The following is a 14,962-nucleotide window of genomic DNA, read 5'->3' as shown; positions in this document are numbered from 1 at the left end:
TCAGTCCCATCGCTTATTGCTTGAATCGGAGCGCGAACAGATTGACCAGCACGGCCATGATCAGTCCCGCTATCGCAGGCGCCGGCGGTAACTGCCAGCGCACCATTATTACGTAAACCCCCGTGAAGACCACGGCCCACTTCAGCAGCGTCCCCAGGATCAACCGCGCCAGAGCCACTCCCGCTCCACCCGGACTGAATGCACGCGCCCCCGCGAGCGCGTTGCCCAGCGCCACGACAAGGGCGCCGGCCAGAGCGGCGAGCGCAGCCCGCCGGCCCTGTATCAGAAAGATGAAACCCGCCATCGCTGCCACGCCGAGCTGCCATAGAACAAGGCGCAAGGCGAGACGACGACCGGCGGCGAGGCTGTTAAGCACGCGGTTCTCCTGGAAGCGGCCGCACTTTTCGGCGCGGCCCGCGCATCACCAGGCCACGGTCAAGTTAAAAAATTATAGCAGGCGCTCGAAGCGCGTCACAAGTCATGAGCGCCCCGAAAAAACCTCCTCAGCATGAGGAGATACGCTCGTTCACCCCCACCACTCAGACTGGCCCGGTACAGACCGCGCCCGCCGTGCAGGTTTCATGCACCACCACCCGCTCCAGCGCCGGAAGTTCGGCTTTCAGACGCGTGAAGATCCACTGCGCGATCCGCTCACTGGTCGGATTCTCCAGCCCCTCGATCTCGTTCAGGTAATGATGATCGAGCTGCTCGTACAGCGGCGCGAAGGCGGCCTTGATCTCGGCGTAGTCCATGATCCAGCCGGTCTCCGCGCCGGGCTCGCCGCCGACATGGATCTCGACCTTGAACGAATGCCCGTGCAGGCGTGCGCACTTGTGCCCTTCCGGCACATTCGGCAGGCGGTGGGCGGCTTCGATGTGGAAAATCTTGAAGATCTGCATGCCGCATAGTGTAGCTGCCGCCGCAGCCCCGCGGTGGAACGGGATGCGCGCCGCCCCATGCATCGATACGCCTGAAGCGGTGCGCGCCCGGGACCCGGGCGCCAACGAATTTCCGGCCTACGCGTCGTCGTCGCCGGCAACCAGATGAACCGGACGCCATTCGTGGTCGGCATCCAGCAGGCGATGCTGCCCGGACGGCCCCTCGGAACCGACAGCGTAGGGTTCGGGTTTGCCGCGCTTCCACGCCTTGAGCACGGGATCGAGCACGCGCCAGGCCCACTCCACTTCGTCGAAGCGCAGGAAATGCGTGCGGTCGCCTTCGAGCGCATCCATCAGCAACTGCTCGTAGGCAGAGAACCCGCTGTCGCCGTCCTCCGCGTACGGTGCGGTCAGACGCACCTGGCGACCGTCCAGCTCCAACCCGGGAATCTTGGCGTTGGCCAGCAGGGTCATGGTCTGATTCGGCTTGATGCGGAAGATCATCCAGTTCTGGTCCGCGGCGACCTCGCCCGGCAGCGCGCCGGGATTGCGCTTGAACTGCACGGCGATCTCCGAGCAGTTGCTGGCCATGCGCTTGCCGCTGCGCAGATAGAACGGCACGCCTTCCCAGCGCCAGTTGTCGATCTCCAGACGCAGCGCGGCGAAGGTCTCGGTGATCGAGTCGCCGGGCACGTTCGGTTCCTCGCGATAGCCGCGCAGCTTGCGTCGCCCGACTCGGCCGGCCGCGTACTGACCACGCACGGCGTGCCGATCAACGGTCTTCGCGCTGAAACGCTTCACCGAGCGAAGCACCTCGACCTTGTGGTCGCGCAGCACTTCGGCGTCCCAGGTCGACAACGGCTCGATCGCGGCCAGACTGAACAGCTGCATCAGATGGTTCTGCAGCATGTCGCGCAAGGCGCCGGCATGGTCGTAGTAACCCGCGCGCTTCTCCACACCCAGCGTCTCGGCATAGGTGATCTGCACCTGCTCGACATGCTGCGCGTTCCACACCGGCTCCAGGAACCGGTTGGCGAAACGGAACACCATCAGGTTCTGCGTGGTTTCCTTGCCCAGGAAGTGGTCGATGCGCAGGATCTGCGGTTCTTCCCAATGCACATGCATCTGCGTGCGCAGTTTCTTCGCCGATTCCAGATCGCTGCCGAACGGCTTCTCCACGACCAGGCGACGCCACCCGCCGCGCGGCGCATGCGCGAATCCGGCTTCGCCCAGCGCATCGGCCGCTGCACCGAACAACGCCGGCGGCAGCGCCAAGTAAAACAGCGTGCCCGGCGACAGCAGCGGCTTCAGCGCACCGACCGCCTCGGCCTTCAACTCGCCGCTTCGGTACTCCAGGCGCTCACGGAAGCTCTCCCACTGCGCTTCGTCGAAATGCTCGGCAAATTTCTTCAGACCACCGTGAACATAACGCTCGAAACGTTCGCGCGACCACTTCTCCAGCGCGTAACCGACGATGCGCAGGTCGCCGATCAGATCCAGCGTGTGCAGCCGGTACAGCGCCGGCAACAACAGGCGCCGCGTCAGATCGCCGGTGGCGCCGAGGATGACCAGGGTGTTCTTGGACGCCGTCATGGCTCAGTCCTTGTCCGCGTCGGCATCGACTTCCTGGTGCCCGCCGAAGGCGTGGCGCATGGCCGACATCACCTTGTTGGCGAACAGGTCGTTGCCGCGCGAGGTGAAGCGCCCGAACAGCGCGGCGGTCAGCACCGGCGCGGGCACGCCCTGCTCGATCGCCGCCAGCGCGGTCCAGCGACCTTCGCCGGAGTCGGACACGCGGCCCTCGTAGTTCTCCAGCGCGGCGTCGCGGCGCATCTCGGCGGCGGTCAGATCCAGCAACCAGGAACCGATCACGCTCCCGCGGCGCCAGACCTCGGCAATCTCGCCCAGCGGCAGGTCGAAGCGGTAGCGTTCGGGGTGCTCCAGCGGCGCAGTCTCGGCATCCACGGCCCGCTCGCTGTCGCCGATATTGGCGTTGCGCAGGATGTTCATGCCCTCGGCGTACGCCGCCATCAAGCCGTACTCGATGCCGTTGTGCACCATCTTCACGAAGTGGCCGGCACCGCTGGGGCCGCAGTGCAGGTACCCCCGCTCGGACGGCGACGGCTCGCCCTCGCGGCCGTCGGTGCGCGGCGCGGCGTCCACGCCCGGTGCCAGCGCGGCGAAGGCCGGCTCGAGATGCGCATAGGCCGCGTCAGGCGCACCGATCATCTGACAGTAACCACGCTCGCTGCCCCACACGCCGCCGCTGACGCCGACGTCGACGTACATGACGTCGCGCTCGGCGAGCGCCTTGGCGCGACGCAGATCGTCGACAAAGTGCGAATTGCCGCCATCGATCAGCATGTCGCCCTTGGCCAGCAACGGCGCGACCTGGTCGATGACCTTGTCGACCACGGCCGCCGGCAACATGAGCCACACGGCGCGCGGGCCGGACAATTGCCCGACCAGGGCCTCGATCGAATCGGCGGCGGTGGCGCCGCTCTTGGCCGCCTGGGCGCGCGCGTCGGCGTCGAGATCGAAGACCACACAGTCGATACCGGCCTGCTGCATGCGCCGCACCATGTTCAGTCCCATCCGGCCAAGGCCGATGAAACCCAGTTGCAGGCCCGTTTTTCCGCCGTCGCTCATGATGCTGTCTCCGCGTTCTGTGATGAAGGCCGGGCGCGCATCGCCGGCAGAATGCATCGGTGCGCTCGAGCGCACGCATGACGGCACATGGTAACGGCAGCGGTCGGACAGGCGGATCATTCATGCTCGCGATCCCCACCGCCGCGATCCGGGCAACAAAAAACCGCGCCGAAGCGCGGTTTCCTGGAAGCGCCGCCGAAGCCGCGCGTTCATATTGGTGGCTAGGGGCGGAATCGAACCGCCGACCTCAGCATTATGAGTGCCGCGCTCTAACCGTCTGAGCTACCTAGCCATAGGTGGGGCCTGACTGAAGAACCGCAGCGCGCGGCGAACAGGCAAGGCGCGGAAGTTTAGTCGTGTGACGCCCAGCATTCAAGAGTGCCTTGCCGGTTGTTTGCGCACTGTGGTTGAATCGGAAGCAAGCGCGCTGCCGCGACGGTCTCGTTCTCAGGACGGTCGGCAGCCGCGCAAGCGGTTGAGGAGACCGGCATGATCGACGCCGATGGATATCGCCCCAACGTGGGCATCGTGCTGCTGAACGGCGACGGCCGCCTGTTCTGGGCACGCCGCGTGCGACGCGATGGCTGGCAATTTCCGCAGGGCGGCATGCGCAGCGACGAAACGCCGCTGGAAGCCATGTACCGCGAACTGGAAGAGGAAACCGGCCTGATCGCCGAGCACGTCGAAGTGCTGGCCACCACACCCGGCTGGCTGCGCTACCGCCTGCCCAACCGTTACGTGCGCCGCCACCAGCAACCGCAGTGCATCGGCCAGAAGCAGGTCTGGTTCCTGCTGCGCTTCACCGGCCACGAGCAGCATCTGCGCCTGGACGCCAGCGAAACGCCGGAATTCGACTCCTGGCGCTGGGTCGACTTCTGGTACCCGGCCGAACACGTGGTGTCGTTCAAGCGCCGCGTCTACGAACGCGCCCTGCGCCAGTTCGCGCCGCTGGTCGAGCGTGCCTGCCGCATCCACATCGAGCATCCGCGACGTCAACGCGGCGGCTCGACCGACATCGCTGCCGCCTGACTCTTCTCATCGCATCCGTTCCGCATCGGCGCTCAGCTGCGGTTTAGGAATTTATTGACAATCATTCCCATTTGCGTTTGAATCTGCATCGGAGGTTCAAGCCATGTATGTGTGCATCTGCAATGCGGTCACCCAATCCGACATCCACCGCGAGGCGGAGGACGGCGTGCGCGATTTCGCCGAACTGCAGGCACGCACCGACTGCTCGACCTGCTGCGGCTGCTGCGAGGCCGAGGCACGTCACACCCTGAATCGGGCCGTGCACGCCGTGCAGACACTGAACCTGCCGCTGACCGTCGCCGCCTGATCCCCGGGCGCGGCCGCAAATCGCCTCCATTCGCATTTCTGCAGCGCCGCCACCGGCGGCGCTATAGTCTTCTGCCGTACCCACGCGCGCCAGACGGACGCGCGAGCAACGCAAGGAGAACAGCATGAAAGGCGACGCCAAGATCATCGAACACCTGAACAAGGCGCTGCAGAACGAGCTGACCGCCATCAACCAGTATTTTCTGCATGCCCGCATGTACAAGAACTGGGGGTACAAGGAACTGGCCGATCACGAGTACGAAGAATCGATCGACGAGATGAAGCATGCCGACATGCTCATTGAGCGCATCCTGTTCCTCGAAGGCCTGCCCAACCTGCAGCAGCTGGGCAAGCTGCTGATCGGCGAGTCGCCGAAAGAAGCGCTTGCTTGCGACCTGAAACTGGAAATGGCCGCGGTGCCGGACCTGAAGGCCGCGATCGTCGACTGCGAGAAGCTCGGCGACTACGTCAGCCGCGAACTGTTCGAGAAGATCCTCGAGTCCGAGGAAGAGCACATCGACTGGCTGGAAACCCAGCTCGAACTGATCGGCACGCTGGGCGAGGTGCCGTACCTGCAGACCAAGCTCGACAGCTGAAGCAAGGGCGCATCACGAAACACCGAAGAGCCGGCGTCCGCGAGGGCGTCGGCTCTTCTGCATTCGGGCGGCTCAGCCCGGCTTGACCACCACCAGGATCACGATCGCGATCAGCAGCACAGCCGGAATCTCGTTGAAGATGCGCAGCGCGCGGCTGGACCAGTGCAGCGCGTCGCGCCGGGCGTCGCGCACCATCTTGATCAGCATGCCGTGGTAACCGATCAGCAGCAGCACCAGCCCCAGCTTGGCGTGGAACCACCAACCGTGCATCAGGTACGCGGGGCTATGCGCCAGCCACCAGCCCATCGTCGCCAGCCCGAAACCGACCGCCAGCAGGCCGCCGATGTGGGTGATACCGAGCAGACGCCGCTGCATCACCTTCAGCCGCTCGCGCACGACAGGCTCGTCCGCCTCGACGAAGTACACGAACAGACGCGGCAGATAGAACAGCCCGGCGAACCAGGTCACCACGAAGATGATGTGAAAGGCTTTCAACCAGAGCACGATCGCGAATCCGATGCGGAAAACAGTGTCGAAGTATACGCATCCACGCCGCGCGCCTTGACGCTCGTTCCGGGCGATGGCTATATGAGTCCTTTCCCACGGGTTGACCATGAGCATTCGTCCCCCGCCTCGATACGCCGTGCATCCAGTGCACGCTCCGCCCCCTGCTCCACCGCGACGCAAGCTGTGGTGGACCTTGGCCTGGATCGGTTCGGTGCTGGTCGCCATCGCGATCGGCTATGTTCTCGGCAACAACGGCCCGGCCGTGGTCCCCGGCAATCATCACAACGCGCGCCAGCTGGCCAAGGAGAATGCGCAGCTGAAGCAGCAGCTGGCCATCGCCCAACGCTCGCAGCAGGTCGCCAGCGTGGCGAGCAAGAAACTGACCGATAATCTCGCCGAGCGCGACGAGCAGATCAACGGCCTGCGCGCCGACCTGGCGTTCTACTCGAGACTGGTCGGCGGCGGCACCCAGCATCAGGGCCTGCAGCTGCAGATGGTGCATGTGACCCCGGTGCTCGGCTCGCGCGCCTGGAACATCGAACTGACCCTGACCCGCAACGCCAAGCGCGGCAATGAAGTCAGCGGACACGCCGAAGTCGATGTCGACGGCGTCCGCGCGGGTTCGCTCACCCGCATGCACTGGAAAGACATCAGCGCACCGGATCAGAAGGACGGCCTGGACTTCAAGTTCAAGTACTTCCAGCAGCTGCACGGCACCGTGATGCTGCCCAAGGGCTTCACGCCGAACCGGTTGCGCATCAGCATCAGCCCCAAGGGGGCGAAGACCACCACGCAAAGCATGTCCTGGACGGACGCGCTGAAGAATCCGGAGAGCACCGACCATGTGGAATAGCAATCAGCGCAAGCACGCGAACACGACCACAAACCACGACTCGCATGCCAACGACACCAGCCTGATCGCCTCGGGCACGCGCATCAAAGGCGACGTGCACTTCAGCGGCGCGCTGCATCTGGACGGCGTCATCGAGGGCAGCGTCAGCGCCGATCCCGACAACAACGCCGTGTTCACGCTCAGCGAGCATGGCCGCGTCACGGGCGAGGTGCATGTACCGCACGCGGTCATCAACGGCATCGTGAAGGGCAACATTCACGCCGTCGAACGACTGGAACTGGCGGCGCAGGCCTGCGTCGAGGGCGACGTGCACTACCGCGTGCTGGAAATGGCCGCCGGCGCCCAGATCAACGGCCGCATGGTGCACCAGAAGGAGAGCCCGCGGCAGATCACCCACCAGGCCGAGGAAGGCAACGGCATCTTCGACGACGACGTGGTCATGGACGGCGGCAAGGCCTGAACCCGGCGACCCCGGACTTGTTCCGGCGCTTCCGCGGCCCCATTTCGATTCTGCGGCCGCTTGCCGCGCCGGAACCGAAGCGCCACACTTGCACTCATGAACACCGTCACGCTCGACATGCCCGACTACCGCACCAGCGGCGCGCCGCTGGTGTTCACCGACGCCGCCGCGCACAAGGTGCGCGAGCTGATCGACGAGGAAGGCAACCCGTCGCTGAAACTGCGCGTGTACATCACCGGCGGCGGCTGCTCGGGTTTCCAGTACGGCTTCACCTTCGACGAGGAACAGGCCGAGGACGACCTGGCGCTGGACAAGGAAGGCGTCACCCTGCTCGTCGACCCGCTGTCGCTGCAGTACCTGACCGGCGCCGAGATCGACTACGCCGAGAATCTGAGCGGCGCGCAGTTCGTGATCCGCAATCCCAATGCCAGCACCACCTGCGGCTGCGGCTCCTCGTTCTCGATGTAGCCCGCGCGAAGGTTCCATGGACCTCGCCCGACAGCCCCCGCTGAACACCTTCGCCGGACTGGCGCTGGAACGCGCGGCCGAACGCCGAGATGACGACGCCTGGCTGCATGCGCTGGAACGCGATGCCGCCACCCGCTTCCTGGTGCTCGACCCCGACACCCGGCTTCTCACCGACACCGACGGCTGCCGACCGCGCCTGCTGACACCGGAGGAGCGCGCGCAACTGTTGCCGGACGTCAGAGCCAGCCTGCTCGGCGTCGACGCTCGCGGTGGCGGCCACTTCCTGCTGTGCGCCGACGCATCCCAGGCCGCGCACATGAGCGATATGCTCGACGCGCAGCGCATCCATCTGCGCAAGGCCGGCATGCTGTTCGATGCCTTCGACGCCGGCCTGTTCGCCTATGCCAGCGGCCTCGCCCACTGGCAGGCGCGACACCGCTTCTGCCCGGCCTGCGGCGGCACCCTGGAGCTGCTCGCCGCCGGTCATCGCGCACGCTGCACGCGCTGCGGCCAGTTACAGTTCCCGCGCAGCGATCCGGCCATCATCGTCATCGTCGAACACGACGGTGCCTGCCTGCTGGGACGCCAAGCGAGCTGGCCCGAGGGACGCTACTCGACGCTGGCCGGTTTCGTCGAGCCGGGCGAATCACTGGAGGACGCCGTGCGCCGCGAAGTGGCGGAGGAAGCCGGCGTCGCCGTCGGCGCCTGTCACTACCATTCCTCGCAACCGTGGCCGTTCCCGGCCTCGCTGATGCTCGGCTTCACCGCCCACGCCCGCAGCCGCACCATCGAGCTGCGCGACGGCGAGCTGGAGCACGCCCGCTGGTTCACGCCCGACGAACTGGTGCAGGGCATCGAGCAGGGCCACCTGCTCGCGCCGACGCGACTGTCGGTGTCCTGGCGCCTGATCGAGCACTGGCTGCGCGAACGTGCCGGCATCGAACTCGGCGAATTGTGCGAGGCCGCAGCCACGACCTGAGCGGCGCGGCCCGCTACAATCGCCGACAGCTTCATTCGCCCGCAATCCGGAGTCGAACCCGTCATGGCTATACGTCTGCTGGTCGTCCTGGTGGTCATCCTGCTGATCCACCTGCTGCCGCACATGCCCAAGTACCGCCGTCACGGCTGGTTCCATCGCTGGACCGACCACCATGCCGGCAGCGACGGCGCGGCCTTCGTCGCCTGGACACTGCTGCCGCCGTTGATCCTGTGCGCGGTGGTTTCGTTCGTGCTGTCGCAGATCCCGCTGATGACCGCGCTGTGGGGCCTGTTCGCCGGCTGCGTGCTGGCCTACAGCCTGGGACCACGTGATCTGGAACGCGACATCGACGCCGTACTCAAGGCCGGCGACCGCGAAAGCCGCGAGGCCGCCGCGCAAGCCCTGCGCGCCACCGACGACCGCGCGCCGCTGCCGTTCAGTGCGCCGTGTCTGGTCGAGGCCACGGTCTGGGCCGGCCTGCGCAGGCGCTTCTCGGTGATCTTCTGGTTTCTGCTGCTGGGACCGACCGGTGCGCTCGGCTACCGCCTGGCGCGCCTGCTGTTGATCGACCATGCGCCGGACGAAGACGCCGATCAGGATGACGATACCTCCTCGCCGGCCCGACGCCGCGCCGCCGCCCGCCGTCTCGGCGAGCTGCTGGACTGGCCCGCTGCGCATCTGATGGTGCTGGCCATGGCACTGGTGTCCGACTTCGATGCCGTGACAAAAGCCTGGCGCGCATGGCACGCCGACGCCGGCAATGCCGCGCGCAACTTCGACCCAGGTTTCCTGGGCGCCGTGGCGCGCGCCAGCGTCGATGCGGATGTGCAAGCCGGCGACGCCGGCACCGAGGACACCAGTGATGTGCTGGTCGAACTCGGCGACGCGCGCCGGCTGCTGCGCCGCGTGCTGGTGGTCTGGCTGGCCGTGGCCGCGCTGATCGTACTGGGCGGCTGGTTCGTCTGAGCCTCGCCCTGCGTTCGCTTCAGGGACCAATATCGCGTCGGGATGTCCGACTGCGCAACGACTCGCGCACCCGCGCCCCCCACTATGTGTGGCGGAATCCGAACGAAGATGGATGAGGCGTCACGCAGACGATTGCACCGCATGTCCAGACCGGAGGTGCTCGTTCAGTGCCTTGCCCAGCACCAGCACAAACTCCGGTTCCAGCCGTTCCAGCACCTCGTCAGACAACGCGCGGCGTCCGCCCACATCGCCGCAGTCGGACGCAGTCGCGCCCGCTCGCCCGGAAACGACTGAATGTAGTTGTGAAATGCCACGCGCTGCCAGAACGCACTGCGCTCATCGCTCGACGGTGAGCTCCCATTGGGCAACCCAAGGAAGAGTTTGGTCACGACCGTAAAGAAGCGATTGGTCTTTCCATGTTCAGCGTAGTCACGCACCCATTTGCACGTGTACTCGGGCACCTCCCGCTCCGGCAAGTCGTAATGCGACTCGCCCAGGATCAGCACGCGCTGCCCCTCCCAGCCCTCGCTGCGATAGCGCCGCCCGACCCACGGCTTGAAGCGATTCGGCTTCAGGCTTGATCTCCGCGCAACTCGCGCACGCGCGTCTCCAACACGGCGGCATCGGCGGCATCGGGCGCCACTGGTGCACCGACGATCAGTTCGATGCGCGCCCGGAAGCGGCGCGGCAACCGCGCACGACGAAGGAAATTGTCGCGTCGACTGAACACGCTCCCCCACAGACCACGCAGCGCCATCGGAACCACCGGCACCGGCCGGCGCTCGAGGATGCGCTCGACACCGGAGCGGAACGGCGCAATCTCTCCATCCTTGGTCAACCCACCTTCCGGGTAGATGCACACCACCTCGCCGGCTGCCAGCGCCGCGTCGATGGCATCGTAGGCTGCTTCGAGCAGCGCCGGATCCTCCTTGCGCCCGGCGATGGGAATCGCGCCGGCCATGCGGAACAACGGCCGAAGCAGCGGCAGCTGGAAGATGCGGTAATCCATGACGAAGCGCACCGGCCGCCGCACGCAGGCCATCACGATCAGCGGATCGGTGAAGGCGACGTGGTTGCACACCAGCAACGCCGGGCCGTCCTCCGGGATGCGGTCGATGCCCTCGCGGCGAATACGGTACAGCGTATTGACCAGCAGCCAATCGACGAACCGCAGCGGAAACTCCGGCACCAGCGTGAAAATGTAGACCGCCACGCCGGCATTGAGCAGCGCCACCACCAGGAACAGCTGAGGTACCGTCAGCCCCATCGCCAGCAGGCCGATGCCGAAGCCCGCGGCCAGCACCATGAAGAACGAATTGATGATGTTGGTGCCGGCGATGATGCGCGACAGCTGGCTGCGCTCGGCGCGCGCCTGCACCAGTGCGAACAGCGGCACGATGTAGAAACCGGACACCATGCCGATCAGGGTCAGGTCCAGCGCGATGTGCCAGCCGCCGCTGGACGTCAGCAGGCTCCACCAGTTCTGGCCATGCACCAGCGACGCGTGCGGACGCGTGAAGTACAGATCGATCCCGAAAAGCGTCATACCGGCGGCCCCCAGCGGCACCAGGCCGGGCTCGACCTTGCCGCCGGAAAGCTTCTCGCACAGCAGCGAGCCGACACCGATGCCGATCGAGAACAGCGCCAGCGCCAGCGTCAGCACGCTGGCATCGCCGCCAAGGAAGTTGCGCGTGTACAGCGGCAGCTGCACGGTCAGCGTGGCGCCGAAGAACCAGAACCACGAAATGCCGAGAATGGCGTTGAACACGGTGCGGTTGCGCACGGAATAGCCGAGTACGCGCCAGGTCTCGACGAACGGGTTCCACTCGAAGCGCAGGCCCGGCGCCGTCGCTGGCGAAGGTGGAATCGCGCGACTGGACAGATAGCCCGCGATGGCCACGCCGATCACCGCTGCCGAAGCCAGCTGCGGCCCGACATGCGGCACTGCCATCAGCGCGTTGCCCGCCACCGATCCGAGCAGAATCGCCAGCGAGGTGCCGGTCTCGACCAATCCATTGCCGCCGACCAATTCGTTCGGATGCAGCGTCTGCGGCAGGATCGAGTACTTGATCGGCCCGAACAGCGTCGACTGCAGCCCCATCAGGAACAGCACCGCCAGCAGCATGCCCGGACTGGCCAGCATGAACGCCACGGAGGCCAGACACATCACCGCGACCTCCATCGCCTTGACGATGCGGATCAGGCGGGCCTTCTCCATGCGTTCGGCCAGCTGGCCCGCGCTGGCGGAAAACAGGAAGAACGGGGCGATGAACAGCGCCAGCGCGATGTTGTTGTACGCGCTGAGCGCCTGCGAGGACATGCCCAGCCGGAACGTGGCCATGCCGATCAGCGCGTAACGGAACGCGTTGTCGTTGAAGGCTCCCAGCGCCTGCGTGAGGAAGAACGGGGCAAACCGGCGCTTGCCCAGCAATGCGAACTGACTCATCCGGTGCCCCCTTGAAACCCCGGCCAGCCTAGCGCAAAACGCGGGCGGCGCGATGACGCCCGCGCGTGGGCCGACGCTCAGCCGCGACGCAGCGCGCGATGGCCGATGTCGCGGCGGTAGAACACGCCATCGAACCGGATATCCCCGGCGCAGTCGTAGGCGCGATCACGCGCGGCGGCGAGGTCCTCGCCCAATGCGCAGACGGTCAGCACGCGGCCGCCCGCCGTGACCGTCGCACCACTGTCATCGAGACGCGTGCCGGCATGGAAGACCTTCACGTCGGGCCCGAAGTCCTTGTCCAGCCCCTGGATCGGCAGCCCGCTTCGCACCTTGCCCGGGTAGCCGCCCGAGGCCAGCACCACGCCGATCGCGGGACGTGGGTCCCACTTCGCCTCGGTCTTGTCCAGCCGGCCGTCCAGCGCGGCCTCGACCAGATCCACCAGGTCGGACTGCAGACGCATCATGATCGGCTGCGTCTCCGGATCGCCGAAGCGCACGTTGAACTCGACCACCTTCGGCGCGCCCTGCTTGTCGATCATCAGGCCGGCGTAGAGGAAACCGATGAACGGCGCGCCCTCGGCCGCCATGCCGCGCAGGGTCGGCTCGATGACCTCCTGCTGGATGCGCTTCTCAACCTCGGGCGTGACCACCGGCGCCGGCGAGTACGCGCCCATGCCGCCGGTGTTCGGACCCAGATCGCCCTCGTCGCGGCGCTTGTGATCCTGGCTGGACACCATCGGCAGGAAATTGTGGCCGTCGCTGACGACAATGTAGCTGGCCTCCTCGCCCTCGAGAAATTCCTCGATCACCACGCGCGCCGAAGCGTCGCCGAAGGCGTGCGCGCCGAGCATGTCGTGCAGCGCCTGCTCGGCGTCGGCGATGGTCAGCGCCACCACCACACCCTTGCCGGCGGCCAGGCCATCGGCCTTGATGACGATGGGCGCACGATGCTGGCGCACGTATTCGAGCGCCCGGTTCAGCTCGGTGAACACGGCGTAGCGCGCGGTGGGAATGTTGTGGCGCTGCAGGAAATCCTTGCTGAAGGCCTTGGAACCCTCCAACTGCGCGGCGATGGCGCGCGGACCGAAGCAGCGCAGGCCGGCGGCGCGGAAGCGGTCGACCACGCCGGCCACCAGCGGGGCCTCGGGACCGACCACGGTCAGCTCCACGCCCTCGTCGCGCGCCAGTTGCAGCAGCGCCTCGGGATCAGCGGCGTTCACGGCGACATTGCGCATGCCCGGCTCGGCCGCGGTACCGGCGTTACCCGGCGCCACCAGCACTTCGCTGACGCGTCGCGATTGACGGATCTTCCACGCCAGCGCGTGTTCGCGACCGCCGCCGCCGATCACCAGAACTTTCATGCCTTGCTCCACATCGTCTTGCGCGCACCATTGGTGCGGAGCCGCCTATGATCGCCGATGGCGCTGCTGCGGCCAAGCAGGAACCGGCGGATGGCCATCCCGTGTCCGTTCGATTCATGCAGAAACCGCCGCTCCCTACGGAAGCGGCGGCGGTTGTCTATCACGCAGCGCGCGAGGCGCCGTGAAGAAAATCACTTGGCCAGTGAGATGTACGGCGCGTCGTGATCCGGTTCGCCCCAAGGAGCGAAGTACATGTTGGCCTCGACCGCGTTGGCCAGATCGCCATAGGTGTCGGTCGGCTGCATCCGCGAACGCAGGTTCGTGCTCATCCAGAACTGATCGACCGTGCTCTGGTAGCTCTTGGTGTCGTAGGTCACCAGACCGTTGCCCATCATGTAGGCATAGCTGTAGCCGGGCTGCGCGGTGGCGAAGAACATCCCGGCGTGGCTCTCCATGCTAGTCAGCGTGTCGAGGTTCTTGCATTCGCCGTCGCCGACAAGCTCGTCGTTGAAATCGCCGGCGGCGATGAAGTTGCCCTGGTCGACACCGGATTCGTCGGCCCACTGCACGAACGAGTCGACCTGGTCCTTGCGCAGCTGACAGTCCGACGGCGAGGAGCCGGCCTTGAAGTGGATCGTGGCCATGGTGAAGGTCAGCGCAGAGTTGTTGACGGCGAAGGTCGCCACGTAGGGACGACGGCCGGCGCAATCGTCCCAGGTGCTGCCGTTCTCGTCGATCAGGCCGTTGGTGTCGGCAGCGTTGAGGTCGTAGCCGGACTGCAGCGAGACCGCGCTCTTGCGCCACAGGATGACGTCATGCTGCGAGCAACCGGCCTGGGTGATGCGGAAATCCCAGTCCGAGGCGTTGCCGAGATAGTTGTCGATCAGGTCCTGGATCGAGGCCGCGTCGAGGATCTCGTTCACCTCCATCACATCGAAATGGTAGCCGTTGATGACGTCGGCGATGGCCTGTTTCTTGGCCGCCGGATCGCTGCTGTCATACCACTCCAGGTTCCAGCTGCCGATGCGCACGCCGCCGACCGAACTGGCGGTGCCGCAGTAGATGTTGGTGTCGCTGGCCGACGCGTTGCTCAGGTAGACATTGCCCTGCTTGCCACGGCAGGCCCAGCCGCTGGGTGCGGACACCGACTCGACACGGAACTTGGTGTTATTGCGGATGTTGACGCCGAACGAATAGGCGCCGTTGCCGCTGATGGAAACATCCTTGCTGTTCTCGTAGTTCGAGCCCCAGGTCAGGCACATGGTGATGGTGCCCGGATTGGAATACACCTGCCCTCCGACGTCGCCGGCCACCGCCGGCAGCGCCACAGCCAGAGCCAGCAGCGCCACACAGGCGCGAAGCCATCCGTATGTCTTCGTCTTGCTCATCGTCGATCCTCCTTGTCTGTGGAATGCACGCATCGCCTCCCGAGGCGGCGATCCCCTCAGAGTGAAGCGGCCCGAT

At 66.0% G+C, this 14,962-nt stretch carries 18 protein-coding genes and 1 tRNA gene; 9 read left to right on the top strand and 10 right to left on the bottom strand.

Translation table 11 applies throughout. The annotated features are described in order from the left end of the window. Positions 1-13 precede the first annotated feature (13 nt). The 5 genes from HF690_RS12870 to HF690_RS12850 form a co-directional block, all read right to left on the bottom strand. Complete coding sequence (locus HF690_RS12870; RefSeq protein ID WP_113065680.1) at positions 14-376, bottom strand: ATP synthase subunit I; 363 nt, start codon at positions 374-376, stop codon at positions 14-16. Positions 377-539: 163 nt separating this feature from the next. Beyond that, positions 540-899: a 6-carboxytetrahydropterin synthase QueD gene (gene queD / locus HF690_RS12865; RefSeq protein ID WP_168609732.1), complete on the bottom strand. Its 360-nt coding sequence runs from the start codon at positions 897-899 to the stop codon at positions 540-542. A 117-nt stretch (positions 900-1,016) separates the two neighbouring features. Then, entirely contained in the window at positions 1,017-2,471 is a 1,455-nt protein-coding gene (gene zwf, locus HF690_RS12860) for a glucose-6-phosphate dehydrogenase (protein WP_168609731.1), read from the bottom strand. A 3-nt stretch (positions 2,472-2,474) separates the two neighbouring features. Continuing rightward, a complete protein-coding gene (gene gnd, locus HF690_RS12855) occupies positions 2,475-3,503 on the bottom strand; it encodes a phosphogluconate dehydrogenase (NAD(+)-dependent, decarboxylating) (protein WP_193568511.1) in 1,029 nt (342 codons plus the stop codon). A gap of 239 nt (positions 3,504-3,742) precedes the next feature. Further along, a tRNA-Met gene (locus HF690_RS12850) sits at positions 3,743-3,819 on the bottom strand. Between the two features lie 197 nt (positions 3,820-4,016). Here HF690_RS12850 and HF690_RS12845 point away from each other — a divergent pair. From HF690_RS12845 to bfr, 3 genes are all read left to right on the top strand, one after another. Continuing rightward, entirely contained in the window at positions 4,017-4,556 is a 540-nt protein-coding gene (locus HF690_RS12845; RefSeq protein WP_113065677.1) for an RNA pyrophosphohydrolase, read from the top strand. Between the two features lie 103 nt (positions 4,557-4,659). Then, on the top strand, positions 4,660-4,863 hold the full coding sequence (locus tag HF690_RS12840; protein ID WP_168609729.1) for a (2Fe-2S)-binding protein: 204 nt from the start codon (positions 4,660-4,662) through the stop codon (positions 4,861-4,863). 124 nt (positions 4,864-4,987) lie between these two features. Next, positions 4,988-5,458 carry a bacterioferritin gene (gene bfr, locus HF690_RS12835; protein WP_113065675.1) on the top strand — a complete coding sequence of 157 codons (471 nt, stop codon included), beginning with the start codon at positions 4,988-4,990 and terminating at the stop codon, positions 5,456-5,458. A 72-nt stretch (positions 5,459-5,530) separates the two neighbouring features. Here the strand turns inward: bfr and HF690_RS12830 are convergent, their stop codons facing one another. Continuing rightward, entirely contained in the window at positions 5,531-5,962 is a 432-nt protein-coding gene (locus HF690_RS12830; RefSeq protein ID WP_168609728.1) for a CopD family protein, read from the bottom strand. A gap of 109 nt (positions 5,963-6,071) precedes the next feature. Here HF690_RS12830 and HF690_RS12825 point away from each other — a divergent pair, with 109 nt between their 5' ends. From HF690_RS12825 to HF690_RS12805, 5 genes are all read left to right on the top strand, one after another. Next, positions 6,072-6,818: a DUF6776 family protein gene (locus tag HF690_RS12825; RefSeq protein ID WP_168609727.1), complete on the top strand. Its 747-nt coding sequence runs from the start codon at positions 6,072-6,074 to the stop codon at positions 6,816-6,818. After that, entirely contained in the window at positions 6,808-7,278 is a 471-nt protein-coding gene (locus HF690_RS12820; RefSeq protein WP_168609726.1) for a bactofilin family protein, read from the top strand. The genes HF690_RS12825 and HF690_RS12820 overlap by 11 nt, the downstream gene beginning before the upstream one ends. 96 nt (positions 7,279-7,374) lie before the next feature. After that, the gene (gene erpA, locus HF690_RS12815; RefSeq protein WP_113065671.1) at positions 7,375-7,746 is read left to right on the top strand and encodes an iron-sulfur cluster insertion protein ErpA; all 372 of its coding nucleotides are present in this window, start codon (positions 7,375-7,377) and stop codon (positions 7,744-7,746) included. 16 nt (positions 7,747-7,762) lie between these two features. After that, complete coding sequence (gene nudC / locus HF690_RS12810) at positions 7,763-8,725, top strand: NAD(+) diphosphatase (RefSeq protein WP_113065670.1); 963 nt, start codon at positions 7,763-7,765, stop codon at positions 8,723-8,725. A gap of 63 nt (positions 8,726-8,788) precedes the next feature. Beyond that, complete coding sequence (locus HF690_RS12805) at positions 8,789-9,691, top strand: beta-lactamase induction protein (RefSeq protein ID WP_168609725.1); 903 nt, start codon at positions 8,789-8,791, stop codon at positions 9,689-9,691. A gap of 164 nt (positions 9,692-9,855) precedes the next feature. Here the strand turns inward: HF690_RS12805 and HF690_RS15025 are convergent, their stop codons facing one another. The 3 genes from HF690_RS15025 to purD all read right to left on the bottom strand — a co-directional run bounded on the left by HF690_RS15025 (position 9,856) and on the right by purD (position 13,498). Next, entirely contained in the window at positions 9,856-10,197 is a 342-nt protein-coding gene (locus HF690_RS15025) for a hypothetical protein (protein ID WP_205300838.1), read from the bottom strand. A 65-nt stretch (positions 10,198-10,262) separates the two neighbouring features. After that, positions 10,263-12,137, bottom strand: a complete 1,875-nt coding sequence (locus tag HF690_RS12800; protein WP_168609724.1) for an MFS transporter — start codon at positions 12,135-12,137, stop codon at positions 10,263-10,265. 77 nt (positions 12,138-12,214) lie between these two features. After that, positions 12,215-13,498, bottom strand: a complete 1,284-nt coding sequence (gene purD, locus HF690_RS12795) for a phosphoribosylamine--glycine ligase (protein WP_168609723.1) — start codon at positions 13,496-13,498, stop codon at positions 12,215-12,217. 47 nt (positions 13,499-13,545) lie between these two features. Here purD and HF690_RS12790 point away from each other — a divergent pair, with 47 nt between their 5' ends. Further along, positions 13,546-13,683 (top strand): hypothetical protein, encoded by a 138-nt coding sequence (locus tag HF690_RS12790; protein ID WP_168609722.1) that lies wholly within the window; start codon positions 13,546-13,548, stop codon positions 13,681-13,683. A 6-nt stretch (positions 13,684-13,689) separates the two neighbouring features. Here the strand turns inward: HF690_RS12790 and HF690_RS12785 are convergent, their stop codons facing one another. Next, positions 13,690-14,886 carry an exonuclease/endonuclease/phosphatase family protein gene (locus HF690_RS12785; RefSeq protein ID WP_168609721.1) on the bottom strand — a complete coding sequence of 399 codons (1,197 nt, stop codon included), beginning with the start codon at positions 14,884-14,886 and terminating at the stop codon, positions 13,690-13,692. Positions 14,887-14,962: the final 76 nt, after the last annotated feature.

The organism is Oleiagrimonas citrea (genome assembly GCF_012395255.1).
Classification (GTDB): Bacteria; Pseudomonadota; Gammaproteobacteria; order Xanthomonadales; family Rhodanobacteraceae; genus Oleiagrimonas; species Oleiagrimonas citrea.
Note: the sequence above shows the minus strand (reverse complement) of the source record. Positions and strands in the feature narration are given on the sequence as shown.